Raw genomic sequence first — 25,190 nt, 5'->3', positions numbered from 1 at the left:
TCTCCTCGACGCCGGCGACGCCGGGCGGCTGGACGGATTCCCAGCGCCCAGGGTACGTGCCGTCAGGGCACCACACGCCCCGGGATCGTCTGGCTACGCCGTGCTTCCCACTCCAGGAATCGCTCGGTCTCGGCCAGCACGCTGCCGGCCAGCCAGGTGACCATGACGGCGTCGTCGGCCAGCCCGAAGATCGCCAGTGGGATCTCGGGCAGCAGGTCCACGGGCGAGACGATGTAGGCGGTCGCCGCGGTCATCAGGGCCAGCCGGAGGCCGCCGTCGTACTCGCCGCGGGCGGTCGCGCGGATCATCCGGGGCAGCGCGGCCAGCCGCGCGCCGAGCGTGGGGCCTCCGCGCGCCCCGGCGGCCAGCGCCCGGGCCAGGGCCGTGAACGCCGCGCTCCGCTTCAGTGTCTTCGCCATCTCGGGCTCCTCTCCGGGGGTCAGCGTGGCGTCCGTACGCAAGCCGGCCGGAGCCCGGCCGGCGGGCCCGGTCGCGTCGGGCCGCCACAGTCTCCGGTACCCAGAACGGTCGTCCGTCAGGCCGCCGTCAGCCGGTACGACGACAGCGGCCCGTCGGGCCCGCGCGATACTGTCGGAGCATGGGGGTGGCTGGTTCCGTCGCACCGGTGGGTCCGCGTTGGCAGCGCGCGCGGCAGGTCGCCCGCCTGGCGGCGATCGGCACGGGCGCCACCGCGGCGGCCGCCGTGGCCACCGCCGGAGTGCTGCTCGGCCAGGCCCGTCAGGCCCGCCGCACCATCCCCCTGGCCGAGGCGCCCCCGCCGCGCTGCGACGGCGTCTACGGGGCGAAGTTTCCGGGGCCGCCGCTCACCATGGTCGTGCTCGGTGACTCGTCCGCGGCCGGCTACGGGGTGCACCGCCGCCGGGAGACACCGGGCGCCCTGCTGGCCACCGGCCTGTCCCGCCGCACCCAGCGGCCCGTGCGCCTGCACCGCTTCGCCGTGGTGGGCGCCATCTCGGCCGGCCTGAAGCACCAGGTGGAGGCGGCACTGGACTGCCGCCCCGACATCGCGGTGGTCTTCATCGGCGGCAACGACGTCACCAACCGCACGCCGCCCGCGCTCGCCGTGCGCTACCTGGTCGAGGCGGTCCGCACCCTGCGCGCCGCCGGCTGCGAGGTCGTCGTGGGCACCTGCCCGGACCTCGGGGCCATCCAGCCCATCCAACCGCCGCTGCGGTGGCTGGCCCGGCGCTGGAGCCGTCAGCTCGCCGCCGCCCAGACGATCGCCGTGGTCGAGGCCGGCGGGTGGACCGTCTCCCTCGGTGACCTGCTCGGCCCCCGGTTCGCGGCCGAGCCGGCGCGCATGTTCGCCTGGGACCGGTTCCACCCCTCGGCCGAGGGCTACGCGGTGGCCGCGGCCGCCATGCTGCCCACCGTGCTGTCCGCGCTCGGCGCCGGGCAGGAACGGCGGGCAGCGCCCACCCTCGCGGGGGGCGTACGGTCACTGCCGGACGCGGCCCAGGAGGCGGCCCGGCACGCCGGCACGGAGGTCAGCGGTGCCCAGGTACGGGGCCGCGACCGCGGGCCGGCCGGCCGGTGGGCGCAGTTGCGCCGGCGGGCCTTCTTCGGCGTGGGCGCCGTGCCGCAACCCGGTCCGGCCGCCGACTCACCCACTGTGGAGGGACTGGCATGAGCGAGCACGACATCGCCACGAGGGTCGCCGGCCGGCTCGGCCGGGCGACGGCGCTCACCCTCGTCGCCGGCACGGTGGGCGGCGCTGCCGTCCTCGCCGGTCAGGCGTTCCTCGCGCGGCACCGGCGTTACGCCCAGCCCGAGCTCGGTCTGGCCCTGCGCGCCACGGTCGGCCGGGTCGGCGCGCCGCCGGTGCGGCTGGTCCTGCTCGGCGACTCGTCCGCCCTCGGTGTCGGGGTCGACCGGCTCGACGACACGATCGGCGGGCAGCTCGCCAACCTGCTCGCCGAGGGTCCCAACGGCCGGCTCGTGCACCTGTCGAGCGTCGGGGTCTCCGGCTCCCGCTCGACGGACCTCGCCACGCAGGTGGCGCGCGCCCTGCTCGGCGAGCGGCCCGACGTGGCGCTGATCCTCATCGGGGCGAACGACGCCACCGGGCTGCGCCGTCCCGCCGACGCGGCGGCCTACCTGGCCGCGGCCGTGCACCGGCTGCGGGACGCGGGGGTCGAGGTCGTGGTGGGCACCTGCCCCGACCTCGGCGCCGTACGCGCCATCGCACCCCCGCTGCGGCAGGTGGTCGGCTGGTCCGGTCGACGCGTCGCCCGCGCGCAGACGGCCGCCGTGCTCGACGCCGGCGGGTCGGTGGTCGACCTGGCCACGGAGACGGGTCCGGTGTTCCGGGCCGACGCCGGCACCCTCTGCCACGACGGCTACCACCCCTCGGCCGACGGCTACCGGGTGTGGGCGCACGCGCTGCTGCCCGCGGTCGCCGCCGCGGCGGCCGTCGCGTCGCGCCACTGAAACGTCGTCCCGCACTGCGCGATCGGGAGTGACATTTCCCGGCGTGCCCGCGACTTCCGCGCCAAGTTACCCGCGAGTTAGCGTGGATTCATGTCGACCGAGTCGTCCCGCGACGCCGTCATCGTCGCCACCGCCCGCTCCCCCATCGGCCGCGCCCACAAGGGCTCCCTGCGCGACGTACGCCCCGACGACCTGGCCGCCACCGTCGTCCGGGCCGCCCTCGACAAGGTCCCCCAGCTCGACCCGGCCGAGATCGACGACCTCTACCTGGGCTGCGGCCTGCCCGGCGGAGAGCAGGGCTTCAACATGGCCCGAGTGGTCGCCACCCTCATGGGTCTGGACGGCCTGCCCGGCGCCACCCTGACCCGCTACTGCGCCTCCTCGTTGCAGACCACCCGGATGGCCATGCACGCGATCCGGGCCGGCGAGGGCGACGTCTTCGTCTCCGCCGGCGTGGAGACCGTCTCCCGGTATGCCCGGGGCAACTCCGACGGCCTTCCGCCGGAGGCGCAGGCGCTGGTCGGCGGCGGCTGGGAGAACCCGCGCTTCGCCGCCGCCCGCGAGCGGTCGAAGGCCCGCGCCCAGGGGGGCGCCGAGACCTGGACCGACCCGCGCGAGTCGGGCGAGCTGCCCGACATCTACCTGGCCATGGGGCAGACCGCGGAGAACCTGGCCCAGGTGTACGACGTGAGCCGCGCCGACATGGACGAGTTCGGCGTACGCAGCCAGAACCTCGCCGAGAAGGCCATCGCCGACGGCTTCTGGGCCCGGGAGATCACCCCGGTGACCACTCCGGACGGCACGGTGGTGAGCACCGACGACGGCCCGCGTCCGGGCGTCACCCTGGAGGGCGTGGCCGGCCTGAAGCCGGTGTTCCGGCCGGACGGGCGAATCACGGCGGGCAACTGCTGCCCGCTCAACGACGGCGCCGCCGCCGTGGTGGTCATGAGCGCCGAGCGCGCCCGGGACCTCGGCATCACCCCGCTGGCCCGGATCGTCTCCACCGGCGTCACGGCGCTCTCCCCCGAGATCATGGGCCTCGGTCCGGTCGAGGCGACCCGGCAGGCCCTCAAGCGGGCCGGGATGACCATCGACGACGTCGACCTCGTCGAGATCAACGAGGCGTTCGCCGCCCAGGTGATCCCGTCGTACCGGCAGTTGGACATCCCGCTGGAGAAGCTCAACGTGATGGGCGGCGCGATCGCGGTCGGCCACCCGTTCGGCATGACCGGGGCCCGGATCACCGGCACCCTCCTCAACGCCCTCGAGTGGCACGACAAGACCATCGGGCTGGAGACCATGTGCGTCGGGGGCGGCCAGGGCATGGCCATGGTGCTCGAACGGCTCAGCTGAGCGCGGCCAGGTCAGAGGGCGTTCCGGGTCGCCGCCACCTCGGCGGCGGCCCGGGCCAGCACGTCGGGTGCCGCGCCGGCCGCCACGAGGTCCGCGGCGACCACCCGGAGCTGGTCGGGCAGGGCGAGGTCGTTCGCGAGCCGCGGCACCGTGCGGCGGGGCTCCCCCTCCGCGTCGGCCGCCAGGTTGGCGATCTCCTGCACGAGCCGGTGCACCACGTCGGCGCGGGCCGCGTTGCCGCCCGTCGCCGTGGCGGCCCAGCGGGGCTGTTCCCAGTGCCCGACCTGACGGACCAGGAGCTGCACCGCCCGCTCCAGTTCTGCTGCGCTCATCGCCGCCGAGTCTACGGACCGCCGCCGCCGGGCCGTGGGCAGCCGCGGGTCACCGGCGCACGTAGCTGAGCAGCCGCAGCAGGTGCCAGTAGAGGAACACCAAGCCGGTGAGCAGGCCGAACGCGCAGAGCCAGGCGTACCGACGTGGTCGCCCGGCGCGGACCGACCGCTCGATGAGGTCGAAGTCGAGGATGAAGCTGAAGGCGCCCGCGATGATCGCGACGATCGCGAACACGTACGCGAGCCCGCCGACCTCGCCGGTCAGGCTGTAGACCTCCAACCCCTGCCGCCCGGTGACCAGGTAGACCACGAGGTTCACCACGCTGATCGCCACGATCCCGAACAGCGTGCCGATGACCAGGCGGGCCATCCGGGGCGTGGCCCGGATGAGCCGGGCCCGGTAGAGCAGCGCCATGCCGAGGAAGACCCCGAACGTGCCGGCCACCGCCTGCGACACGATCCCGGGGTAGACCAGCTCGAACGCGCGGCTCGCGACACCGAGCAGCAGCCCCTCGATCACGGCGTACGCCACCATGGGCACCGGGTTGGTGATCGCGCGCAGCGAGATGACGAGCGCCAGCACGATGGCCGCCAGGGCGCTGCCGGCGAGCGCGGCGGGCACCCAGACGGCCTGCGGCACCACGAACCACGCCACCACGCCGGTGACACCGGTGATCAGCAGCAGCGCGACGGTACGGACCACCACGTCGTCGACGGTCATCTCCTCGGCGAGGCCGAGCACCCGGCTCTCCGCCCGGGTGGTCTCGTCGAGCCGGTTCAGCACCGGGTTGCTGCTGCGCACCGTCACCCCCTCGCCGCCGTACCCCTCGCAGTCACTCTGCACCGGCCGGTCCCGCGGCGGCGGGTAAACGGCGGGGTCGGACGCGACGGCGCCCGCCCCCGGTGCGGGGACGGGCGCCGGTCGTCAGCGGACGGACGGGTCAGTCGTCGCCCTGGAAGTAACTGATCAGGCGCAGGAGCTCGAAGAAGAGCCACACGACGCTCACGAGGATGCCGAACGCGGCGACCCAGGAGTAGCGCTGCGGCAGCCCCATCCGGATGCCGTCCTCGATCTCCTTGAAGCTCAGCACGAAGCTGAGCGAGGCCACCACGATGCAGACCAGGCTGAAGACGATGGCGAGCTTGCTGCCGTCGCGCAGGTGCGTGTTGACGCCGAACAGGGACAGCACGAGGTTGATCAGCATGACGGCGAAGAGGCCGGCGATCACGGCGACCATGCCCTTGACGAACGCCGGCGTCGCCCGGATGACCCGCGCCTTGTAGAGCATGGTCATGACGAAGAAGATGCCGAAGCTCGCGACCGCCGCCTGGAGGACGATGCCCTCGTAGGCCGACTCGAACGTCTTGCTCACCATGCCGACGAGGACACCCTCGACGACCGCGTACACGACGATCAGCGCCGGGTTCGCCATCCGGGAGAACGAGATGATCATGCCGAGGGCGAGGGTGACGACGAGGGCGCCGATCCAGGCGGCGCCGACCAGCGCGTCGGGAACGAGCACCCACGCGGCCGCGGCGGACACGCCGAGGATCCCGAGCAGGGCGACGGTCTTGACCACCACGTCGTCGAGGGACATGGGCGCCACCGTCGAGGGCGCCGCCGGGTAGCCGGCCTGGGTCGGGTACTGCTGCGGAATACCGGGCGCGCCGTACGGCCCGGTCGGGGCGTACCCGGCGGAGCGCTCCCGCTCGGCCGCCTGGCCGAGCCCGGCGAGCACCGGGTTCGTGGTCTTCACTTCTGGCCTCCCTCAGGGGGTCGTGTGCACGTGAGAGTGCACACACAAGAGTAGACGGCAACGCACGTCCATGGAGATCACCGAGGGAAGAGGGGTGGAGACGCGTCGGTGCCCGGGGCGGGGGTCGAACCCGCACGCCTTGCGGCAGCCGCTTTTAAGGCGGCCGTGTCTGCCGTTCCACCACCCGGGCGGGTGACACCGGCGCGTCGACACGCTGCGGTGCAGTGTCACGTTAACCGGTCGGGCGCGACTCGGCGTACCCCGTTACCGTTGCGGGATTGTGAGCAGCGCAGCCCCCACCGCCCCCGACATCACCCCCGAGCGGTCTCTCCGCCGCGCCGATCCCGCCGCCCGCCGGCCCCGGACGGCGCGCGTCCTGGCCGCGCTCGGCCGGCACCGCGCCGACCTCACGCTCGCCCTCGCGTTCGTGGCGTTCGCCGGGTGGCTCACGCACGGGTTCTGGCCGGACCCGGCGGCCCGGACGCTGGCCCTGAACCCGGCCGACCAGGCCCTCTACGAGTGGTTCCTCGCGGTCGACTCGCGGGCCCTGCTCGGCGACTTCAGCCTGCTCACCGACCGGCTCAACGCGCCGGACGGGGTGAACCTGATGGCCAACACGACGGTCATCGCCCTCGGGATCGCGCTCGCCCCGCTCACCCTGCTGCTCGGCGCGCCGGTCACCTTCGCCGTGCTGGCGGCGGCCAACCTGGCCGGCACGGCGGTCGCCTGGTACCTGCTCTACACCCGGACCCTGCGCGCCCGCCGGCTCGCCGCCGCGCTCGGGGCCGCCCTGTGCGGCTTCGGCCCCGGCATGGTGTCCCAGACCAACAGCCACCTGCACATGACGGCGCAGTGGCTGGTTCCGGTGATCGTCTGGCTGGTGGTACGGCTGCTCCGGGCCGCCGACCCCGAACGGGTGGGGCCCACCGACGCGGACGGATCCGTCGTCGTGCTCGGTCCGGACCGGCGCCGGATCGTCAGCTCCGCGCTCGGCCTGGCGGCGGCGGTCACGGCGCAGGTCTTCATCGGCGAGGAGGTGCTGTTCCTCGCCGCGGTGACCCTGCTCGTCATGGCGGTCACCTGCGCGGTCGTGGACCGGGACCTGGCCCGCCGGGCGCTGCCCGGGTTCGCCGGCGGCATGGCGATCGCCGCCGGTCTCGCGCTGGTCGTGCTGGGGTTCCCGCTCTGGTTCCAGTTCGCGGGGCCGCAGGGCGTCGCCGACGGGGTGTTCAGCCCGTACCACTTCTCGGCCGACCTGCGCAGCTGGTGGACGATCTCGCCGCTGTCGCTGGCCGGCGGCGACGAGGCGGCCCGGCTGACCACCGGCCCGGCCGAGTACAACAGCTTCCTCGGCTTGCCGCTGCTGCTGGTCGGCGCGGGCTGCGCGGTCTGGCTCGGCCGGCGCCGGATGGTGGCGGTCGCCTGCGCGGTCGCGGCGCTCGTCATGGGCGCGCTGTCGCTCGGCCCGGTCGTGGTGCTCGACGGCACGCGCACCGGGCTGCCCGGCCCGTACGCCCTGCTGCGCGGGCTGCCGGTCGTGGACGGCGCGCTGCCGATGCGGTTCGCCCTAGCGGTGCTCCCGCTGATCGGGACGCTGCTGGTGCTGGCCGTGGACCGGGCGCTGGCCGGCACCGGCCGCGCCCGCCGACTGGTGCCCGCGGCGGTCGGGGTGGCGTTGCTGCCGCTGCTGCCCACGCCGCTGCCCACCGCCGAGCGCCCGCCGCTGCCGCAGTTCATCACCGGCGGCCACTGGCGGACGTGCGTCGAGCCGGGCGGCGTACTGGTGCCCGTGCCGCTGCCGAGCCCCCGAGAGCCCTGGCCCATGCGCTGGGCGGCCGCCGCCGACGCCGCCTTCCGCATGCCGGAGGGCTTCTTCATCGGGCCGTACGGGCGCGGCGGCACGGCCGCCTTCGGCACCTACCCGCGGCCGACCTCCGCCCTGCTCGGCGACGTGGCCCGGCGGGGCGACCGGCCGGTGATCGGGGAGGAACAGCGGCGGCAGGCGGCTCGCGACGCCGACTTCTGGGGCGCGTCGTGCGTGGCCCTCGCCGACGGCACCCCGCACGGGGACAGCCTGCGGATCACGCTCGACCAGCTCTACGGCCCGTCCAACCGGGTCGCCGACGCCTGGATCTGGCGGGTCTGAACGCGACGGGGCCCTTCCGCCGCGGCGGAAGGGCCCCGTCGTACCGTCGTCACCTAGCGGGCGCTCACCGGCTGCGACGCCTCGGCGAACTCCTCGCGCGGGTCGTGCAGCTGGCCGAGGGCGACCACCTCGCGCTTCAGGAAGAAGGCCAGGCTCCAGTCGACCACGACCCGGACCTTCCGGTTGAACGAGGGGATCCGGCTCATGTGGTACGTGCGGTGCATGACCCAGGCCGGCCAGCCCGTCATCTTGATCCCGTACACCTGGGCCACGCCCTTGTGCAGGCCGAGGCTCGCCACGCTGCCGGCGTGCTTGTGCCGGTACTCGACCGGCTCCCGGCCGCGGATCACCGCGCGGATGTTGTCGGCCAGCCGGGCCGCCTGGCGCACGGCGTGCTGGGCGCTCGGCGAGCAGTACGCCCCGGGCGGGCCGGTGAGGTCCGGCACCGCGGCGCAGTCACCGGCGCTCCACGCGCCCTCGACGACCTTGTCGCCGTCGACGATCTGCAGGGTCGGCCGGCAGGTGACGCGGCGCCGCTCGTCGCGCGGGAAGTCCGTCTTGTCGAGCAGCGGCGACGGCTTGACGCCCGCCGTCCAGACGATGGTGTCGGAGGCGAAGCTGTCCCCGTCGGACAGCTTGACCACCCCGTCGACGCAGGACTCGAGCCGGGTGTCGAGTCGGATGTCCATGTTCCGCTTGAGCAGCTGCTGCACCGTGTAGGCGCCCATGTCCCGGTCGACCTCGGGCAGCACCCGCTGCGTGGCCTCGACCAGCACCCAGCGCATGTCCTCCGGCTTCAGCTCCGGGTAGTAGCGCAGGGCGTCGCGGGCCATGTCCTCCATCTCGGCGAGCGCCTCGATGCCGGCGTAGCCGCCGCCCACGAAGACGAAGGTCAGGGCGCTGCGGCGGACCTCCGGGTCGGAGGTGGCGGCCGCCACGTCCAGCCGGTCCAGCACGTGGTTGCGCAGGTAGATGGCCTCGCCGATGGTCTTGAAGCCGATGCCGTGCTCGTGCAGGCCCGGAATCGGCAGCGTCCGGGACACCGAGCCGGGCGCCACGACCACGTGGTCGTACGCGATCTCGCGCGGGGGCCCCGCGATCGGCTGGACCGTCGCGACCTTGCGAGCGTGCTCGATCCGCGTGACCGCGCCCGCGACCACGGTGCACCGCCGCAACTCGCGTCGCAGCGGCACCACGGAGTGGCGGGGGGAGATGTTGCCGGCCGAGGCCTCCGGCAGGAACGGCTGGTAGGTCATGTGCGGCTGGGGGTCCACCACGATGACCTCAGCCTCACGGGAGCTGAGCTTCTTCGACAGGCGCAGGGCGGCGTAGAGACCGACGTGCCCGGCGCCCACCACAAGGATCCGCTTCGGATTCACGTCAACTATCTTTCCCCGCGGCGCTCGGCTAATCCCGGTCGCGGCCTCCTTCTGTGACGGAGCACAACCGCTGTGACCTGCACAACGTGCTTTTCACCCCGGGTCTCACCGGCGCCGCAGCAGCCAGCCGAGCAGTGCCGCGACGCCCACGGCGACCAGCAGACCGGCCACCGTCACGAGCTGGTGACCGGCGGTCCCGCCGAGGCCGCCGACCCCCATGAGCAGCACCCCGAGGACGGCCGCCGCGAGCACCACGGCACCGGCGCGGAGCAGCCAGCGCGTGATGAGCGCCGGATCCACCACCGCGTCGTACGGCAGCAGCGCGGCCAGCGCGCAGAGGGTGTGCGCGAGATAGAGAAGCGCGGCCAGGGCGAGCAGCCGCCAGAGCGCGAACGGTCGGCCGTACCCGTCGGCGGCCAGCAGCCAACCGGCCACCGCCACCAGCGCCGCGAAGGTCGGCCAGACCCGGCGCGGCCCGATCGCGGGCAGCGACGCCGCCAGCACGAGCAGCCCGAGGTTCCGCCCGGTGAGCGCCTCCGCGGGGAACGCCACCAGGAAACCGACCAGCACGGTCAGGAAGACACCGGCGCGGACCAGCAGCGGCGTGAGGCTGACCCGGCTCGCCGCGACGCGCAGCGCCCGCACGCGCCCGAGGGCCGACTCGATCATCGGGCGCCCACCCGGGGTGCGGTGGCGAGCCGGGCCACGTCGCGCAGCACCTGGTCGAGGCTGCCCGCCCCCGCCCAACGCACCACCGGCACGCCGTGCTCGCGCAGCTGCGCGACCATCGTGTCCCGGTCGAGCCGCCACAGCCGGTACGCCACCTCGGCCCAGCCCCGATCCTTCGGCGGGCTCAGATCCGCGGGAAGCGTGTCCACGGCCACCACGAAACGGCCGGAGCGGGCCAGCCGGGCGAGCATCTGCGCGGAACGCTCGTCCAGCAGCGGGGTGAGCACCACGACCAGCGCGTCCGCGGCGAGCAGCTGCGGGCCGAAGACCTGGTCGTACGGCTCGTGGGACCCGCTGGACTCGACGCGGACGTCGAGCAGCCACTCCAGCACCGTGAGGTACTGCCGCCGGCCCGTCGCGGGACGCAGCCGGCGGGCGGCCGGCCCGTACTCCAACATGGACACCCGGTCGCCGCGGTGCAGGTAGTGCTCGGCGATCGCGGCCGCCGCCCGCACCGTCGTGTCGAGCACCGAGGCGGCGCCCGAGACGCCACCGGAGCGGCCCGCCTCGGCCAGCACGTCGAGCAGCACCACCACCTCGGCGTCCCGGTCGGAGAGGGTGGCGGCCACGTGCAGCTGGCGGGCCCGCAGCGAGACACGCCAGTCGATCCGGCGCAGCCGGTCCCCCGGCGCGAAGATCCGGACGCCGGCCAGCTCGCCGCCCTCGCCGGGCCGCCGCGAGTGGTGCGCGCCGACCAGACCGGCCGCCCGCGGCATCGCCTCGACGGCCTCGAACGGCTCCGTCCTCGGATAGACCGGAACCCGGACCGGCTCGGCGATCACGGCCCGGGAGACCAGCAACCCACCGGCCGCCGCCACGCGGGCCCCGGCCGGCCCGATCGGATGCCGCCCCCAGCGCAGCGCGGTGCCGGACAGCTCCAGGTCGACGGCCTCCGCCGCGGGCACCGACGTCACGAACGGCCGGTCCGCCATCCGTTCCGCCGCCAGCGAGCCGCCGGCGATCCCGGCGCGCTCGACGCGCAGCCACGGCGACACCCGGGCCCGGACGACGGCCACGTCGTAGTCGACGGCGTCGGGGTTGCCGACGGTCACCGCGCCGGCCATCTCCCCTCCCTCGACGAGGTGGTCGTCGGCGCCGCCCACCCACACCTGCGGCAGCGCGGCGGGCCGGCGGCGCAGCGCGTACGCGGTGCCGAGGGCGAACGGGGCGGCGAGCACGATCAGGTCGATCCGCCCGAGCACCACCCCGGCCACCAGCAGCAGACCGGTGAGCAGCACGGCGCGGCCGAGCGCCCGGGTGGGCACCCAGCCGGTCACCGCCGGCTGCTGGTCCGGCACGCTCGACCCCGCCATCAGTGCCCGGGCCGACCGGCCGCGTAGCTGGGCAGGGCGCCGCTGGCCGGCGCCGGGGTGCCCTCAAGAACCTCGCCGACCACGAAGGACGGGTCGACCCGGCGCAGCCACATCTCCGGACGCAGCGTGATCCGGTGCGCGAGCGCCGGCGCCGCCACCTCCTTGACGTCCTCCGGCACCACGTAGTCCCGGCCCGCGAACACGGCCCGGACCCGGGCCAGCAGCAGCAGCGCCAGCGAGCCGCGGGGCGACGCGCCGACCAGCACCGACGGGTGCTCGCGGGTAGCCGCCGTCAGCGACACGATGTACCGGCCGATCGAGTCCTCGACGACCACGTCCTCGAGCGCGGCCTGCATGGCACGCAGGGTGGCCGCGTCCACCACCGGCTTGATCTCGGCCTCCTCCCGGCGGCGGGCCATCCGGCGGCGCAGCACCTCCCACTCCTCCTCGTGCTCCGGGTAGCCGAAGGAGACGCGGAGCAGGAACCGGTCGAGCTGCGCCTCGGGCAGCGGGTAGGTGCCCTCGTACTCGACGGGGTTGGCGGTGGCGAGCACGTGGAACGGCTCGTCGAGCCGGTAGGTCACACCCTCGACCGAGACCTGCTTCTCCTGCATGGCCTCGAGGAGGGCCGACTGGGTCTTCGGCGGGGTCCGGTTGATCTCGTCGGCGAGGAGCAGGTTGGTGAAGACCGGGCCGGCGCGGAAGGAGAAGTCGCCGCTGCGCTGGTCGTACAGGAACGATCCGGTGACGTCCGCCGGCAGGAGGTCGGGGGTGAACTGGAGCCGGCGGAAGTCCAGCCCGAGCGCCTGCGCGAACGAGCGCGCGGTGAGCGTCTTACCGAGCCCCGGCAGATCCTCCAGCAGGACGTGCCCGCCGGCCAGGATGCCCGCGAGCACCAGCTCCAACGCGTCCCGCTTGCCGACCACGACCGTGCCGACCGCGTCCAGCACCGCCCGGGCCAGGTGGCCGACCTCGACGGCGGGCATGCTCCGGTCCACGTCGTTCATCAGATCTTCTCCAGTTCGGCGACGATTGCCGCGAGGTCGCGCGGCGAGGGGGTCCGGCGGGGCGGTGTCTCCAGGAACGTCCACAGTCGCTCGCCCAGCAGGGCGCGGGCGCGCAGCGGATCCGTCTCGCGGGTCACGCCGTGCTTCAGGCGCAGTCGCTCGTCGGCCAGCTCACCGAGGCGGGGCAGGATCACGTTGGTAAACCGTTCGGGCCGGGTGTCGGACCACTCGAGCGGCCACTCCCAGCCGTTGATGGCGCTGCGCAACGCGTCGCGGGCGCTCCAGTTCCAGGTGCCGTCGTCGACGCCGGTGACCGGCGTCCGGGGCGGTGGCGGGAGCGGTCCGGGCGCCAGCGCGGCCACGACGCGGCGTACGGCGAACAGCGCGAGCACCCCGGTGACCAGGATCAGCAGCGAGACCCGCAGGCCGACGGCGCGCAGGCCGACCACCACCACGGCCACCGTGGCCGCGGTGCCGCCGAGGATCCGCAGCAGCTGGCCCAGCCGGCCGCCCCGCGGCTCCTCGTCGCGCCGCGGTCGCTCCTCCTCGAAGGTGAGCAGGTCGTCGATGCTGGTGCTGCTCATGCCCCCGCCCCGCCGTCCGGGGTCGTCGCCGTCAGCTCGCCGCGCAACCGGCGCAGCGCGGCCCGCGCCTGGTCCCGCGTGCGTTCGTCGACCGGGCGGGTGGCGTACCGGGCCTCCCGGTAGACGTGCGCGAACTCGGCCAGCACGTCGGCGCTCACGATCGCCGGGACACCGGCCGACGGGTCGCCCCGCAGCAGCCGCGTGACGAGGTCGGTCGGTGTGTCGCCGGCCAGCCGGGACACGCCGGCAGCGGCGGCGGCCTCCTCGAGGCGCACCCAGCAGGCGATGACCGCGACCCGCGGGTCGGTGTCGCGGTCGTCCAGGTCCACGAGGCCGGCGTCGAGCGCGGCCACCACCTCGCGGGTGGTGCCCTCGGCGCTGCGCCGCGCCCGCTGCCGGGGCAGGGTCCGCGTGGTCCGGCGCCGCCCGCCCCGGATCAACGCCCAGGCCAGGTAACCGAGCACGCCGAGGATGGCCACCGCCAGCAGGACGAGCGCGCCGGTCACGACCCAGTGCGGAAGCTCCGGCAGGCTCCGGCCGTCGCCGCGAGGCTCGACGGGGATCGACGGCTGCGGTTCCGCGGTCGGATACTCCGGGACGAACGGGATCTCCTTCGCCGCCGGCGGGATCCGGCTCGCCCCGATCGAGGAGTGGGCGGCGGCGGCCGCCGCGACGGCGAGCAGCACGGCCACCACGGCCACCGGCCACCAGCGGCGCACGAGACCCGCTCCCGGGCCTCCCTCGCCGGCCGGGGCGTACGGTGCGGGCCGGCGCGTTCCGTCCGTCATCGCCACCGCCCCACGCCGTTCTTCAGTCCACTCCGGCCAGCCGCTTCGCCCGGGCGAACACCTCGTCCAGCATCTCTGGTGTGAGCCGCCCTGTGAAGGTGTTCTGCTGGCTGACGTGGTAGCAGCCGAGCAGATCCGGTGCGGCCGTGCCGGACCAGTGTGCCCCATGGCCGAACGCCGGTCGCGGGCTGGGCGGACGGACGGCGTACACCTGGCGCAGCGCCGGCCACCACGCGGCCCACGCGAACGCGCCCAGGGCGACCACGACCCGCAGTGTGGGGCGAATCAGCGCGACCTCGCGGTGCAGCCAGGGCGCGCAGGTGTCCCGCTCCTGCGGAGTCGGTTTGTTGTCCGGCGGGGCGCAGCGGACGGCCGCGAAGATGCGGGTGTCGCGCAGGGCCAGGCCGTCGTCGGCCGCCACGCTGGTCGGCTGGTTGGCGAGACCGGCACGGTGCAGGGCCGCGAAGAGGACGTCACCCGAGCGGTCGCCCGTGAAGATCCGGCCGGTGCGGTTGCCGCCGTGTGCGGCCGGCGCCAGGCCGAGGATCCCGATCCGCGCGTCCGGCGGGCCGAAGCCGGGCACCGGTCGCCCCCAGTACCGCTGCTCACGGAAGGCCGCCCGGCGGGTCCGGGCGACCTCCTCCCGCCAGTCCACCAGCCGGGGGCAGGCGAAGCAGTCGCTCACGGCGGCGTCGAGGTCGGGCAGGTCGGTCGCCCGCGCGGCGCGGTCGACCACCTCCTCCGGGGTACGCGGCTCAGCCAAGCTTGGCCCGGAAGAGTTCGAGGGTGCGGGCCCACGCGGTCGCGGCGGCACGCTGGTCGTAGTTCTCCGGCCGGTCCTCGTTGAAGAACGCGTGGGCCGTGCCGGGGTAGTCGTGGGTCTGGCAGCTTCCGCCGGCGCTCTCGATGGCCCGGCGTACGGTCTGCACACCCTCGTCGGCCGAGGTGCCGTCCGCCTCGGAGCAGTGGATGACGGCCGCCTTGCCCGCGTAGTCCGTCCACTCGGCGCGCATGCCCTCCCAGGGCAGCCTCGGGTAGAACGCCGCCGTGGCGACGATCCGCTCGGAGCGGGTGGCGGCCCACAGGGCCAGACTGGCCCCGGCGCAGAAGCCCGCGCAGCCGACCTTGCCGGTGACCTCGGGGCGACCGGCGAGGAAGTCGGCGGCGGCCGCGATGTCCGACGCGGCCTCGTCCATCTGGGCGCTGTTCAGCATCTGCCGCGGCTCACTCGGTCTGCTGGCGGGGCCGCCGTGCCGGAAGTCGGGAGCGAGGGCCACGAAGCCCGCCTCGGCGAACCGGTCCACGACGGCACGCACGTGGGGCACCAGGCCCCACCAGTCCTGGATGACGATGACCGCGGGGCTGGCCGCACCGCCGGAGGGTATCGCGAGATACCCCTCGCTCGTACCCTGGCTGCGGTACCTCACCATTTCGCCCATCGGCCCATCCTCCTAGCGGTCAGTCATCGTTGGCTGGTCGCCCAGTGCCGGTAGCCTGCCACGCCACGACCGCCCCGGGAAGACGCCGGAGCAGTGGCATTCACCTCCTGTTCGTCCACTGCTGACGGCGCGTACGCCGAGGGCGGCGCGGAGGATCTCCGCGCCGCCCTCGGGGAGCCCGTGCCGGGCGTCGGGCCCGGCCCGTCCGTCAGGACTTCTTCGTGAGGCAGAGCAGGTAGCCGGTCTTGCCGGGCTCGATGCTGTAGAAGAGGTAACCCTCCTGGTCCTCCTTGATGTACTGCTCGCACGCGGTGCCGGCCTGCGCCTGCGCCTGGGTCTGGCCGTCGACGCGACCGACCACGCTGTACACCGCGTCCGTCGAGGCGCAGTCCACGACCTTCGCGTCGTCGACCTCCTTCTCCTCGGTGCCCAGGACCGCGGGGAGTTCGGCGATGCAGTCGCCGGCCTTCGCCTCGGCGGTGGCGTCCTTGTCGAAGAAGTTGCCGACGGCGCTGGCGAGACCGAACTTGAGCCCCGCGACCACCACGAACACGAGGATCGCGCCGACGACGCCGAGCGCCTTCCGGGCGCCGGACTTCTTCGCCTCCGGCTCGACCGGCGACACCGGCGACACCGGCGCGGCCGGGTCGGGCTGCGCGGCCGGCTGGGGCTGCTCGGGAGTGGCCGGAGGGGGCGGTGCGACCTGCTCTGACACGGAGGTTCCTTCCAAGGGGTTGATGAGCAGACGACACCGTAGCGATGATCAACGTCTGCCCGCCGCCCCGTGGGGGTCAGCCGTTCAGCCATTTCCCAGCTTGCACAGAAACCTCACAGGTTCGCGGAAACGGCGGGATGCCCGGCCGCCGTTCGGCGGCGACCGGGCATCCGCACGGGACGGTCAGCCGGTGGCGCCCGGCGTGGGCGTCCCGGTGGGTGTGGGCGTTCCCGTCGGCCTGGGCGACGCCGTGCCGCTCGGACTCGCCGTCGCGCCGGGGCCGGCGCTCGTCGTCGGCGCGGGGGCCCCACTCTCGGACGGGCTGGGCGGCAGCGGCGGCAGGATCACCGGCCCGGTGGACGCCCGCGGCGCGAAGGGCGCCTGCTCCGGGCAGTACGGGTAGGGACGCAGCAGCGGGTTGCCGTACGTGGCGCTCGGGTCGTCGCAGTCCGGGTAGCCGAGGCGGATCGGGTCGCCGTTCTGGTCGAAGAGCCGGGCGTTCTCCACGAGCCGGCCCTCGCTGTCGTAGACGAAGACGTCCCGGATCCGGTCGTACGGGTTGTCGACCGCGATCGGGTCGTAGCCGTAGTCGGAGTAGCCTGCCCGGTCCTCCGCCTCCTGCAGCCCGGCCAGGGCGAAGACGACGAGCACGAGACTGCTGGCGTGCAGCGCCCATCGAGGCCAGCGCCGCAGCCGCTCGGAGCGGCGGCCCAGCCAGATCGAGGCCAGCAGGAAACCGACGAGCATGAACAGGCCGGCGAGGAGTTCGCCGCCGAACCGGGGGAGGAAGCCGACGCGGCCACCCGTGCTGATCACCGTGACCAGCATGGCCGCCAGGTAGGCCCGCAGCACCCACCAGGCGGGCCGGAGCAGCCGCAGGAACTCGCTCGCGGTCGGGTAGCCCAGTGGCGGGCCGAGCCGGGCGTCCAGGTCGCGCAGCCGGGCCCGGCCGCGCGCCACGGCGCAGGCGACGCGCTGGTCCAGCTGGCTCCTGCGGGCGATCGGGGCGCCGGCCGCCACCCGCAGCTCGGCGGCGTACGCCTCGGGCGCGCCGAGCCGGTCGACAAGCGACCCCTCGCCCTCGGCGGCCACCTCGGCGAGGTGCTCCGGAAGGTCCTCGAGCAGCTCCTCGCGGAGCGTCGGCGGCAGGTCGGCCAGCGCCGCGCGGACGCGTCCGACGTACGCGGCGATCTCCTGCTCCATGACGGTCATGCCGCCATCCCCCGTTCGTCGAGCAGTGCGTCCATGGTCGTGGCGAAGGAGCGCCAGAGCTTGCCGGAGCGGGTGAGTTGGTCCCGCCCGGCCGCGTTCAGTGAGTAGTACTTGCGGTGCGGGCCGGACTCGCTCGGCACGACGTACGTGGTGAGCAGCCCCGCGGCGAAGAGCCGGCGCAGGGTGCCGTAGACCGACGCGTCCCCGACCTCCTCCAGCCCGGCCTCCCGGAGCCGGCGGAGGATGTCGTAGCCGTAGCCGTCCTCGTCCCGGAGCACGGCGAGAACGGCGAGATCCAGCACGCCCTTCAACAGCTGGGTTGTGTCCACGCGACTGACACTACTGTGCTTTGCACAGTAGTGTCAACGGAACAGCACCGGTGTCGGAGGCCGGTCGTAGGGTCGGGGCATGTCGTGGAGCAGCTACGGATCCTTCCTGGTCTTCGCCCTGGTGCTGATCCTGATCCCCGGCCCCGACTTCGCGGTGGTCACCCGCAACACCCTGGCCTCCGGCCGGCGCCGCGGCGTCTGGAGCGCCGTGGGGGTGAGCGGCTCCAACGCCGTGCAGGGCATCGCGGCCGCCGCCGGTCTGGGCGCGCTCGTGGTCCGCTCGCAGCCGCTGTTCGAGGCGATCCGGTGGGCCGGCGTCGCCTACCTCGGCTACCTGGGCGTGCAGGCGTGGCGCTCGGCGTGGGTGGGCCGCTACGCGCCGCTCGACGACGGCCTGCCGGATCCCGGCCAGGCGTTGACCGGGTTCCGGCAGGGCTTCCTGTCCAACATCACCAACCCGAAGGTGCTGGCCTTCTACCTGGCCGTGCTACCCCAGTTCGTCGGCGGCTCGGCACCGCTCGCGGTGCTCGTCGCGTTCGCGCTCAGCCACGCGGTGCTCTCCCTGCTCTACCTGCTCGTCCTCGTCGGCGCGCTGCACCGCGCCCGGACGCTGCTCTCCCGCCGCCGGATCCGCCGCCGGCTGGACGCGCTCACCGGGGTCGCCCTGCTCGGGTTCGGCGTACGCCTCGCCACCGAGCGCGCCTGACCCGCGCCCACCGTCACCGCTACCGGTCGGTCGCCAGGCTCCAGGCGATGCCGTCGAGGATGTCGTGTTCCGAGGCCACCACGGACGGCATCCCGGCCCGCTCCATGATCACGCGGAGCACGAGGGCTCCGGCGCCGATCACGTCGGCCCGGCCCGGGTGCATCACGGGGATGGCCAGGCGCTGCTCGCGCGTCTCGCCGAGGAGGTCGGCGGTCACCTCGGCGACCGCGTCGTACGACACCCGGGCGTGGTGGATGCGCTCCGGGTCGTACGCCTGGAGCCCCTGGGCGATCGCGACCACGGTGGTGACCGACCCGGCGAGCCCGACCAGCGTGGCGGCCTCGCGCCCGGGCACGAGGGAGAGCGCGCGGTCGACGGCCACCGCGATGTCGGCCTGCGCGGCGGCGATCTCGTCGAGGGTCGGCGGGTCGCCGTGCAGGTGCCGTTCGGTCATCCGGACGCAGCCGATGTCCATGGAGACGGCGGCCTCCACGCCGCCCTCGCGGGTCCCCACCACGAACTCGGTCGAGCCGCCGCCGATGTCGACCACGAGGAACGGCGGCTTCGCGTCGGTGGGCAGCCCCCGCACCGCGCCCGTGAAGGAGAGCCGCGCCTCCTCGTCGCCGGTGACCACCTCGGGGGCCACGCCGAGCGTCTGCTCGACCATTGTGCGGAAGTCCGCGCTGTTCGAGGCGTCGCGGGTGGCCGATGTGGCGCACATCCGGACCCGCTCGGCGCCCAACTTCTCGATCTCGGCGGCGTAGCCGGCCAGGGCGACCCGGGTGCGCTCGATCGCCTCGGGCGCGAGCCGGCCGGTGCGGTCGACGCCCTGCCCCAGCCGGACGATCTCCATCCGCCGGCTGAGGTCGGTGAGCGGCACCTCCGGCCCGGCGGCCGGATCGGGCAGGTCGGCGACCAGGAGCCGGATCGAGTTGGTTCCGCAGTCGATGGCAGCCACGCGCGTCGTCACGCCGCAACCCTACGGCAGGACGAGACGCGGTCCCCTCGCCGCGCGACGACCATCCACCCTTACAGACAGCAATAACCACGGAAGGTCACCAGCCAGCGACCGTCAACACCCCAGCATGGACGCTTTGCTCTGCACCCTCATATGCACCACCGGCTCTGAGCAGGCGAATCAGGTCGGCAAGGTCGCTGCCGGGCCCTACGCACCGTGACTGGTGCATCCGTGGGTGCAGAGCAAAGGCGCGAAGATGGTCACGCCGGAGGAACGCTGAAACCACGGTGCGTGACGGTCGCCTCAGAGACGCAGCAGCATGCGGGTGTTGCCGAGCGTGTTCGGCTTCACCCGTTCCAGGTCGAGGAATTCCGCGACGCCCTCGTCGTACGAGCGCAGCAACTGCTCGTAGACCGGCTGCGGCACCGGGGCGCCGTCGATCTCGGCGAACCCGAAGGACCCGAAGAAGCTGGTCTCGAAGGTGAGCACGAAGATCCGGGCGACACCCAGCTCACGCGCCGCGTCGATCAGCTCGCCGACGATCCGGTGCCCGAGCTTCCGCCCCCGGTACGCGGGGTCGACCGCCACCGTGCGGATCTCGGCGAGGTCCTCCCACATCACGTGCAGCGCCCCGCAACCGACCACCGCGTCGTCGTCGGCGCGCGCCGCCACGCGGAACTCCTGCACGTCCTCGTAGAGGGTGACGGTCGCCTTGCTGAGCAGCCGGCGATCGTCGGTGTAGGTGTCCACCAGGCGACGGATCCCCCGCACGTCCCCCGTGCGGGCGCGGCGCACGACGATCTCGTCCGTCACGGCGTCACTCACTCGTCCGAGGGGACGTCCACGCAACGCCCGGTCGCCCACCAGGGCTCGACCAGCGCGAGCGTCTCGTCGCCGAACGGGTTGACCCCGGGGCCGGCCGCGAGCGCGTGGCCCAGGTGCACGTGCAGGCACTTGACCCGCCCCGGCATGCCGCCCGCCGAGATACCGGCGATCTCCGGCACGTGGCCGATGGCCTCCCGCCGGGCCAGGTAGTCCTCGTGCGCGGCCCGGTAGTGCGCGGCCAGCTCGGGATCGGCCGCCAGCCGCTCGGCCATCTCCTTCATCAACCCGGCCGACTCCAGTCGGCTGCACGCCGCGGTGGCCCGGGGACAGGTGAGATAGAACAGCGTCGGGAACGGCGTGCCGTCGGCCAGCCGCGGCGTCGTCTCCACCACGTCCGGCAGGCCACACGGGCACCGGTGGGCCACGGCCCGGGTGCCCCGCGGCGCGCGGCCGAGCTGCGCGGCCACCGCGGCCAGGTCGGCCTCGGTGGCCGGTTCCCGCTGCGGCGGAGGTACGGAATCCGCCGGGTCCTGCGGTGGTACGACAGTCACGGTGCCCATCTCTCGTTCGCTTGCTCGACCGGTGCTCACTTGGCGGGCTGGTCGCCGTTCGCCGCCCGCACGCTCGACCAGAGGGTGTCGTACCAGGGGTCGGGCGTGGTCGGCGCGCCGGGCGCGCTCTTTCCCGCGTCCCGGGCGGCGCCCTCCGGGTCGTTCAGCAGGATCACCAGCTTCTCCCCGGGCCGCCCCATGAAGAAGCGCTCCCGCGCCTTGGTCTCGATGAAGGCCTTGTCCTTCCAGTTCTCGGCCTCGGCCGACAGCCGGGCGATCAGCCGCTCCTGCTCCTCCTGCGCGGCCTCCATCCGCTCGATGTCCGCCTGCTGGTCGAGGTAGACCCGGACCGGATAGGTGTACGCCAGCGCGAGCGCGATGAGCACCGCGAACAGGACGGTGGCCCGACCCGTGAAGCGCCGGGGATGGGGTGCCGACAGCCGCTTGACCTGGCCGCCCGCCCCGCTGCGCCGGGCCGCGGCGGGCCGGTTCGCGGAACGTACGCCCTCGGTGCCGCGGGCGGCACCCGGAGCGCGACCGGCGGCACCGCGCGGCTCCGCGCGGACGCCGGCCTCCCGGAGCGACGTCCGGGCGGCACGAGCCCCGCCCGGCCGGCCGGTCTGGCCGGGCCGGCGGGCGGGACGCTGACCACCCGGTGTGCGGCGCTGCTGCATCGTCACACCCCTCCCCCGAGGCCTCGCGCGTCTCAGGCGGAACGGTAGCGCGGGAAGGCGCCCACGCCGGCGTACCGCGCCGCGTCGGCCAACTCCTCCTCGATCCGCAGGAGCTGGTTGTACTTGGCGACCCGGTCCGAACGGGCCGGCGCGCCGGTCTTGATCTGCCCGCAGCCGGTGGCCACGGCGAGGTCCGCGATCGTGGTGTCCTCGGTCTCGCCGGAGCGGTGGCTCATCATGCACTTGAAGCCGGCCCGGTGGGCCAGGTCCACGGCGTCGAGGGTCTCGGTGAGCGAACCGATCTGGTTCACCTTGACGAGCACCGCGTTGGCGGCCTGCTCGGCGATGCCACGCGCGATCCGCTGCGGGTTCGTGACGAACAGGTCGTCGCCCACGATCTGGATCCGGTCGCCGACGGCCGCGGTCAGCGTCTGCCAGCCGCTCCAGTCGTCCTCGGACAGCGGGTCCTCGATCGACACGATCGGGTAGTCGCCGATGAGCTTCGTGTAGTAGTTGCTCATCTCCTCGGCCGACTTCTGCGCGCCCTCGAAGGTGTAGACGCCGTTCTCGCAGAACTCGGTGGCGGCCACGTCGAGGGCGAAGACGATGTCGGTGCCCAGGCGGTAGCCGGCCTTCTCGACGGCCTCCGCGATGAGGTCCAGCGCGGCGGAGTTGGTGGGCAGGTTCGGCGCGAAGCCGCCCTCGTCGCCGAGGCCGGTGGAGAGGTCCTTCTTCTTCAGCACCGACTTCAGCGCCTGGTAGACCTCCGCGCCGGACCGCAGCGCCTCACGGAAGCTCGGGGCGCCGATCGGCGCGATCATGAACTCCTGGATGTCGACGTTGGAGTCCGCGTGCGCGCCGCCGTTGAGGATGTTCATCATCGGCACCGGCAGCAGGTGCGCGTTCGGCCCGCCCAGGTAGCGGAAGAGGCTCAGCTCGGCACTGCCGGCGGCCGCCTTCGCCACCGCAAGGGAGACGCCCAGGATCGCGTTCGCGCCCAGCTCCGACTTGGTGTCCGTGCCGTCGATGTCGAGCATCTTCTGGTCGATGATGCGCTGCTCGCTGGCCTCGTAGCCGATGATCTGGTCGACGATGCGGTCCTCGATGTTCGAGACGGCCTTCTCGACGCCCTTGCCGTTGTACCGGTCGGCGTCACCGTCGCGCAGCTCGAGCGCCTCGAAGGCGCCGGTCGAGGCGCCGGAGGGCACCGCGGCGCGCGCCACCGTGCCGTCGTCCAGACCGACCTCGACCTCGACGGTCGGGTTGCCCCGCGAGTCGAGAATCTCCCGGGCGACGATTCCCTCGATGGTTGCCACTGAGTCGCTCCTCGTATGTGTTGTTCGGGTGCGGCCGCGACGGTGCGGCTGAGGCAGGTGTTGAACGCAGCGTAGCGGGCGACGGCTGAGCGCGGGCCGTCCGGTCACGCACGGGGCACGTCCGGACGGCCGTGGACCGGCCCGCCGCGCCTGCCTACACGGACATTCCCGGATTCTCCGGCGTCAACCGGCAACCGGTTTGCGTAGCGTGGACCTGATCGATCAGGCTGGGCGGCATGCCCGCCGCCTCGACCACCCTTCGCCTGCTCGCCGTGTCGGTCATCGCGTCGCTCACAGTCACCGGCTGCCAGACCCTGGACGACGCCGGACGGACCATCGGGCGCGCGGATCTGGTCAACGACCTCGCGGCTCGGCTGGACCGGGCGCTCGAGCTGACGTACTCGGCGGACTACCAGCTCCCCGGCGGGCAGACGGCCTCGATCTCCCAGGCGCAGGACCCGGCGCGCTCCGCGTACAGCTACCCGGGCGGCAAGCTCACCGTCACCGCCGACGCCACCACCCAGTGCGAGGCGACCGGCGCCCGCACGGTCTGCACCCTCGCTCCGCCGCCCACGCCCGGCAGCAAGCCCTCGGTGGCCGTGTTCACCGAGGCCAAGCGGCGCGGCCTGCTCACGCCGCCGGTCGTGGTGGGCATGCTGACCGCCGCCGCGCTCGACCCCGAAGCCGTCATCGGCCAGAGCGACACGACGGTGGCCGGGCACCACGCCACGTGCGTCGACGTCGACCGGTCGGCGGGCGACTTCACGGCGTGCGTGACCACCGAGGGGGTGCTTGGCAGCTTCACGGGACACGTCGACGGCCGGCCGGTGGAGCTGGCGTTGAACCGGTACTCCGAGACGGTCGACGGCGCGGCGTTCGAGCTGCCCGCTGGGGCGGGCGTGGTCGACCGGCGGACGACCGGCTCCTGACCGTTCGGCGCGGGGAGCGCCGGTCGCCGCCGTGACCGTCAGAGACCGAGCAGGGTACGCAGGTGGCGCGGGGGCGGGCAGTCGTGGGCGAGCATCGCGTCGTGCCACTCCCGCAGCGACACGCCGTCCGGCCGGGCCGCGGCGATCTCGGCGACCTCGCTGTAGCCGACGAAGTACGTGGAGAGCTGCGTCGAGGTGAGCAACGCCCGGCGCCACTTGCCGGCCGCCTCGCCCTCCTCCTGGAACCCGCGCCCCGTCATGAGGGCCATCGCCTCGGCCTCGGGCAGGTCCTCGCCGTGCACCAGCTGGTCGAGCAGCGCGTTGATCGTCATCCGTAGCTGCATCTTGAGCTGCTGCAACCGCACCGGCAGGCCACCGAAGCCCCGCCCCGCCATCAGCTCCTCCGCGTAGACCGCCCAGCCCTCGATGAACGGCCCCGACTCGGCCAGCGCCCGCACCCGGGTGCCGCCGGCGTACCGGCGGGCGTGGGCGAGCTGGAGGAAGTGCCCCGGCATCGCCTCGTGCACCGTCAGGTTGCGGATCATGTGGTCGTTGTACTCGCGGTAGAACGACTCCACCCGGCGCGCCGGCCACTCGGCCGGCGTGGGCGCGATGCAGTAGAAGGTGGGGACGTCCGCGCTCTCCAGGGGGCCGGGCGCGTCACAGTAGGCGACGGCCACACCCCGCGCGAACTCCGGCATCTCCTGGATCACGCACGGGTCGCCGACGAGCGTCACGAGGTCGTGCGCGCGGACGAAGTCCGTCGCCTCGTCGAGCGTGATCGAGGCGAGGTCCACGATGGTCGCGTCGTCCGGGTGCTCGGCGGCGAGCAGATCCAGCGCCCGCCGTACCGTCTCGTCGTCGGCCGGGCCACCGACCAGCTCGACGGCCGCCTCGCGGATCTCCGCGGTGACCCGGTCGAGGTTCGCCCACGCGCGGTTCAGGATCTCCGGCGCGCCCAGCTCGGTGTCGAGCGTGTGCCAGAGCCGCGCCTCCCACCGCCGCCGGCCCAGCCTCGGGTCACGGCCCGGGCCGGCGTCGGCGGCCAACCCGGCACGCAGCCAGGCCACGAACTCCTCGAGCGCTGCCATCGCCGCCGTGGCGGCCGGTTCGACCCGGCTGTACAGCGCGGGGGCCTCGGCGAGCAGCGCCGGGACCTCGTCGCGGATCAGCGCGGCCGTACCGGTGAACTGCCCGACGGCCGTCTCCGCGTGGATTCGTGGCATGTCGCGCAGCGTCCCCCGGGCGATCGCCAGCGCGTCGGGAACGGCCCCGAGCCGCCCGGCGAGCTGGGCCAGGCGCTCCTCCGCCGGAGCGTACGGGCGCGCGACGATCGCGTGCAGCAGCGGACCGGGGTTGTGCCGCAGCGGATCCCACTCGTACGCCCGGATCTCGGTGAGCTCGAAGAGCTCCCGGTCGACCAGCGCGCTGAGCAGGGCGTGGTCCACCCGCTCCTCGACCTCCAGCGACTCCGGGTCGATCTCCGACAGCGCGTTGGCCGCGTCGGTGAGCATGGTCCGGTCGGCGATGCGCCCGTCGGGCGAGAGGTCGGGCAGCCGGTCGTCGAAGCGGTGGTCGCCGGCGGACGTGGCGAGACCGGGGCGGCTCTCCAGCAGCGCCTCGACGATCCGCTCGGCCAGCGGTGCAAACGATTCCACCCGACGACCCTACCGGCCCGCCCGATCACCCGCGCGGAA

The 25,190-nt window shown here is 73.9% G+C and carries 27 protein-coding genes and 1 tRNA gene; 6 read left to right on the top strand and 22 right to left on the bottom strand.

The genetic code is table 11. From position 1 onward, the window contains the following. Positions 1-62 precede the first annotated feature (62 nt). Positions 63-419: a YkvA family protein gene (locus tag ACSNOA_RS06110; protein ID WP_436656947.1), complete on the bottom strand. Its 357-nt coding sequence runs from the start codon at positions 417-419 to the stop codon at positions 63-65. 179 nt (positions 420-598) lie between these two features. On the opposite strand from ACSNOA_RS06110, the gene ACSNOA_RS06105 reads away from it, so the two are divergent. The 3 genes from ACSNOA_RS06105 to ACSNOA_RS06095 all read left to right on the top strand — a co-directional run bounded on the left by ACSNOA_RS06105 (position 599) and on the right by ACSNOA_RS06095 (position 3,804). Beyond that, positions 599-1,651: an SGNH/GDSL hydrolase family protein gene (locus ACSNOA_RS06105; protein WP_436656946.1), complete on the top strand. Its 1,053-nt coding sequence runs from the start codon at positions 599-601 to the stop codon at positions 1,649-1,651. Beyond that, positions 1,648-2,451, top strand: a complete 804-nt coding sequence (locus ACSNOA_RS06100; RefSeq protein WP_436656945.1) for an SGNH/GDSL hydrolase family protein — start codon at positions 1,648-1,650, stop codon at positions 2,449-2,451. Before ACSNOA_RS06105 ends, ACSNOA_RS06100 begins: the two co-directional genes overlap by 4 nt. A gap of 90 nt (positions 2,452-2,541) precedes the next feature. Beyond that, positions 2,542-3,804, top strand: coding sequence for an acetyl-CoA C-acetyltransferase (locus tag ACSNOA_RS06095; protein ID WP_436656944.1), 1,263 nt, complete (start codon positions 2,542-2,544; stop codon positions 3,802-3,804). 11 nt (positions 3,805-3,815) lie between these two features. Here ACSNOA_RS06095 and ACSNOA_RS06090 read toward each other — a convergent pair whose 3' ends face one another. From ACSNOA_RS06090 to ACSNOA_RS06075, 4 genes are all read right to left on the bottom strand, one after another. Then, positions 3,816-4,136, bottom strand: a complete 321-nt coding sequence (locus ACSNOA_RS06090; RefSeq protein ID WP_436656943.1) for a hypothetical protein — start codon at positions 4,134-4,136, stop codon at positions 3,816-3,818. Between the two features lie 49 nt (positions 4,137-4,185). Then, a complete protein-coding gene (locus tag ACSNOA_RS06085) occupies positions 4,186-4,980 on the bottom strand; it encodes a Bax inhibitor-1/YccA family protein (RefSeq protein WP_436656942.1) in 795 nt (264 codons plus the stop codon). 97 nt (positions 4,981-5,077) lie between these two features. Beyond that, positions 5,078-5,893, bottom strand: coding sequence for a Bax inhibitor-1/YccA family protein (locus tag ACSNOA_RS06080; protein ID WP_436656941.1), 816 nt, complete (start codon positions 5,891-5,893; stop codon positions 5,078-5,080). 109 nt (positions 5,894-6,002) lie between these two features. Continuing rightward, positions 6,003-6,083, bottom strand: a tRNA-Leu gene (locus tag ACSNOA_RS06075). Positions 6,084-6,173: 90 nt separating this feature from the next. On the opposite strand from ACSNOA_RS06075, the gene ACSNOA_RS06070 reads away from it, so the two are divergent. After that, positions 6,174-8,039, top strand: a complete 1,866-nt coding sequence (locus ACSNOA_RS06070; protein ID WP_436656940.1) for a hypothetical protein — start codon at positions 6,174-6,176, stop codon at positions 8,037-8,039. Positions 8,040-8,092: 53 nt separating this feature from the next. Here ACSNOA_RS06070 and ACSNOA_RS06065 read toward each other — a convergent pair whose 3' ends face one another. The 11 genes from ACSNOA_RS06065 to ACSNOA_RS06015 all read right to left on the bottom strand — a co-directional run bounded on the left by ACSNOA_RS06065 (position 8,093) and on the right by ACSNOA_RS06015 (position 17,534). After that, complete coding sequence (locus tag ACSNOA_RS06065) at positions 8,093-9,418, bottom strand: NAD(P)/FAD-dependent oxidoreductase (RefSeq protein ID WP_436656939.1); 1,326 nt, start codon at positions 9,416-9,418, stop codon at positions 8,093-8,095. Positions 9,419-9,523: 105 nt separating this feature from the next. Next, a complete protein-coding gene (locus ACSNOA_RS06060) occupies positions 9,524-10,084 on the bottom strand; it encodes a hypothetical protein (RefSeq protein WP_436658331.1) in 561 nt (186 codons plus the stop codon). Then, a complete protein-coding gene (locus ACSNOA_RS06055) occupies positions 10,084-11,460 on the bottom strand; it encodes a DUF58 domain-containing protein (protein WP_436656938.1) in 1,377 nt (458 codons plus the stop codon). Before ACSNOA_RS06055 ends, ACSNOA_RS06060 begins: the two co-directional genes overlap by 1 nt. Next, positions 11,460-12,467, bottom strand: a complete 1,008-nt coding sequence (locus ACSNOA_RS06050) for an AAA family ATPase (RefSeq protein ID WP_436656937.1) — start codon at positions 12,465-12,467, stop codon at positions 11,460-11,462. The genes ACSNOA_RS06055 and ACSNOA_RS06050 overlap by 1 nt, the downstream gene beginning before the upstream one ends. After that, positions 12,467-13,051, bottom strand: a complete 585-nt coding sequence (locus ACSNOA_RS06045; RefSeq protein ID WP_436656936.1) for a hypothetical protein — start codon at positions 13,049-13,051, stop codon at positions 12,467-12,469. Before ACSNOA_RS06045 ends, ACSNOA_RS06050 begins: the two co-directional genes overlap by 1 nt. Continuing rightward, positions 13,048-13,839, bottom strand: coding sequence for a DUF4129 domain-containing protein (locus tag ACSNOA_RS06040; RefSeq protein ID WP_436656935.1), 792 nt, complete (start codon positions 13,837-13,839; stop codon positions 13,048-13,050). Before ACSNOA_RS06040 ends, ACSNOA_RS06045 begins: the two co-directional genes overlap by 4 nt. A gap of 22 nt (positions 13,840-13,861) precedes the next feature. Then, positions 13,862-14,602 carry a uracil-DNA glycosylase gene (locus ACSNOA_RS06035; protein WP_436656934.1) on the bottom strand — a complete coding sequence of 247 codons (741 nt, stop codon included), beginning with the start codon at positions 14,600-14,602 and terminating at the stop codon, positions 13,862-13,864. Next, complete coding sequence (locus tag ACSNOA_RS06030) at positions 14,595-15,278, bottom strand: dienelactone hydrolase family protein (protein WP_436656933.1); 684 nt, start codon at positions 15,276-15,278, stop codon at positions 14,595-14,597. Before ACSNOA_RS06030 ends, ACSNOA_RS06035 begins: the two co-directional genes overlap by 8 nt. A gap of 208 nt (positions 15,279-15,486) precedes the next feature. After that, positions 15,487-15,993 carry an LppU/SCO3897 family protein gene (locus ACSNOA_RS06025; protein ID WP_436656932.1) on the bottom strand — a complete coding sequence of 169 codons (507 nt, stop codon included), beginning with the start codon at positions 15,991-15,993 and terminating at the stop codon, positions 15,487-15,489. A 183-nt stretch (positions 15,994-16,176) separates the two neighbouring features. After that, entirely contained in the window at positions 16,177-17,205 is a 1,029-nt protein-coding gene (locus ACSNOA_RS06020; protein ID WP_436656931.1) for an HAAS signaling domain-containing protein, read from the bottom strand. Beyond that, a complete protein-coding gene (locus ACSNOA_RS06015) occupies positions 17,202-17,534 on the bottom strand; it encodes a PadR family transcriptional regulator (protein WP_436656930.1) in 333 nt (110 codons plus the stop codon). The genes ACSNOA_RS06020 and ACSNOA_RS06015 overlap by 4 nt, the downstream gene beginning before the upstream one ends. A 79-nt stretch (positions 17,535-17,613) precedes the next feature. Here ACSNOA_RS06015 and ACSNOA_RS06010 point away from each other — a divergent pair, with 79 nt between their 5' ends. After that, complete coding sequence (locus ACSNOA_RS06010; RefSeq protein ID WP_436656929.1) at positions 17,614-18,240, top strand: LysE family translocator; 627 nt, start codon at positions 17,614-17,616, stop codon at positions 18,238-18,240. A gap of 19 nt (positions 18,241-18,259) precedes the next feature. Here the strand turns inward: ACSNOA_RS06010 and ACSNOA_RS06005 are convergent, their stop codons facing one another. The 5 genes from ACSNOA_RS06005 to eno form a co-directional block, all read right to left on the bottom strand. After that, positions 18,260-19,198 (bottom strand): Ppx/GppA phosphatase family protein, encoded by a 939-nt coding sequence (locus ACSNOA_RS06005; RefSeq protein ID WP_436658330.1) that lies wholly within the window; start codon positions 19,196-19,198, stop codon positions 18,260-18,262. A gap of 303 nt (positions 19,199-19,501) precedes the next feature. Further along, positions 19,502-20,023 carry an amino-acid N-acetyltransferase gene (locus ACSNOA_RS06000; RefSeq protein WP_436656928.1) on the bottom strand — a complete coding sequence of 174 codons (522 nt, stop codon included), beginning with the start codon at positions 20,021-20,023 and terminating at the stop codon, positions 19,502-19,504. Next, positions 20,020-20,574: a DUF501 domain-containing protein gene (locus ACSNOA_RS05995; RefSeq protein WP_436656927.1), complete on the bottom strand. Its 555-nt coding sequence runs from the start codon at positions 20,572-20,574 to the stop codon at positions 20,020-20,022. Before ACSNOA_RS05995 ends, ACSNOA_RS06000 begins: the two co-directional genes overlap by 4 nt. Positions 20,575-20,609: 35 nt before the next feature. Next, positions 20,610-21,248: an FtsB family cell division protein gene (locus ACSNOA_RS05990; RefSeq protein WP_436658329.1), complete on the bottom strand. Its 639-nt coding sequence runs from the start codon at positions 21,246-21,248 to the stop codon at positions 20,610-20,612. A gap of 32 nt (positions 21,249-21,280) precedes the next feature. Next, on the bottom strand, positions 21,281-22,564 hold the full coding sequence (eno, locus tag ACSNOA_RS05985; RefSeq protein ID WP_436656926.1) for a phosphopyruvate hydratase: 1,284 nt from the start codon (positions 22,562-22,564) through the stop codon (positions 21,281-21,283). A gap of 236 nt (positions 22,565-22,800) precedes the next feature. Here eno and ACSNOA_RS05980 point away from each other — a divergent pair, with 236 nt between their 5' ends. Then, positions 22,801-23,493, top strand: a complete 693-nt coding sequence (locus tag ACSNOA_RS05980; RefSeq protein ID WP_436656925.1) for a hypothetical protein — start codon at positions 22,801-22,803, stop codon at positions 23,491-23,493. Between the two features lie 38 nt (positions 23,494-23,531). Here ACSNOA_RS05980 and ACSNOA_RS05975 read toward each other — a convergent pair whose 3' ends face one another. Next, positions 23,532-25,151, bottom strand: a complete 1,620-nt coding sequence (locus tag ACSNOA_RS05975) for a DUF885 domain-containing protein (protein ID WP_436656924.1) — start codon at positions 25,149-25,151, stop codon at positions 23,532-23,534. Positions 25,152-25,190: the final 39 nt, after the last annotated feature.

It is taken from the genome of Micromonospora sp. URMC 103, from assembly GCF_051386435.1.
In the GTDB taxonomy this organism is placed as follows: domain Bacteria; phylum Actinomycetota; class Actinomycetes; order Mycobacteriales; family Micromonosporaceae; genus Micromonospora.
Note: the sequence above shows the minus strand (reverse complement) of the source record. Positions and strands in the feature narration are given on the sequence as shown.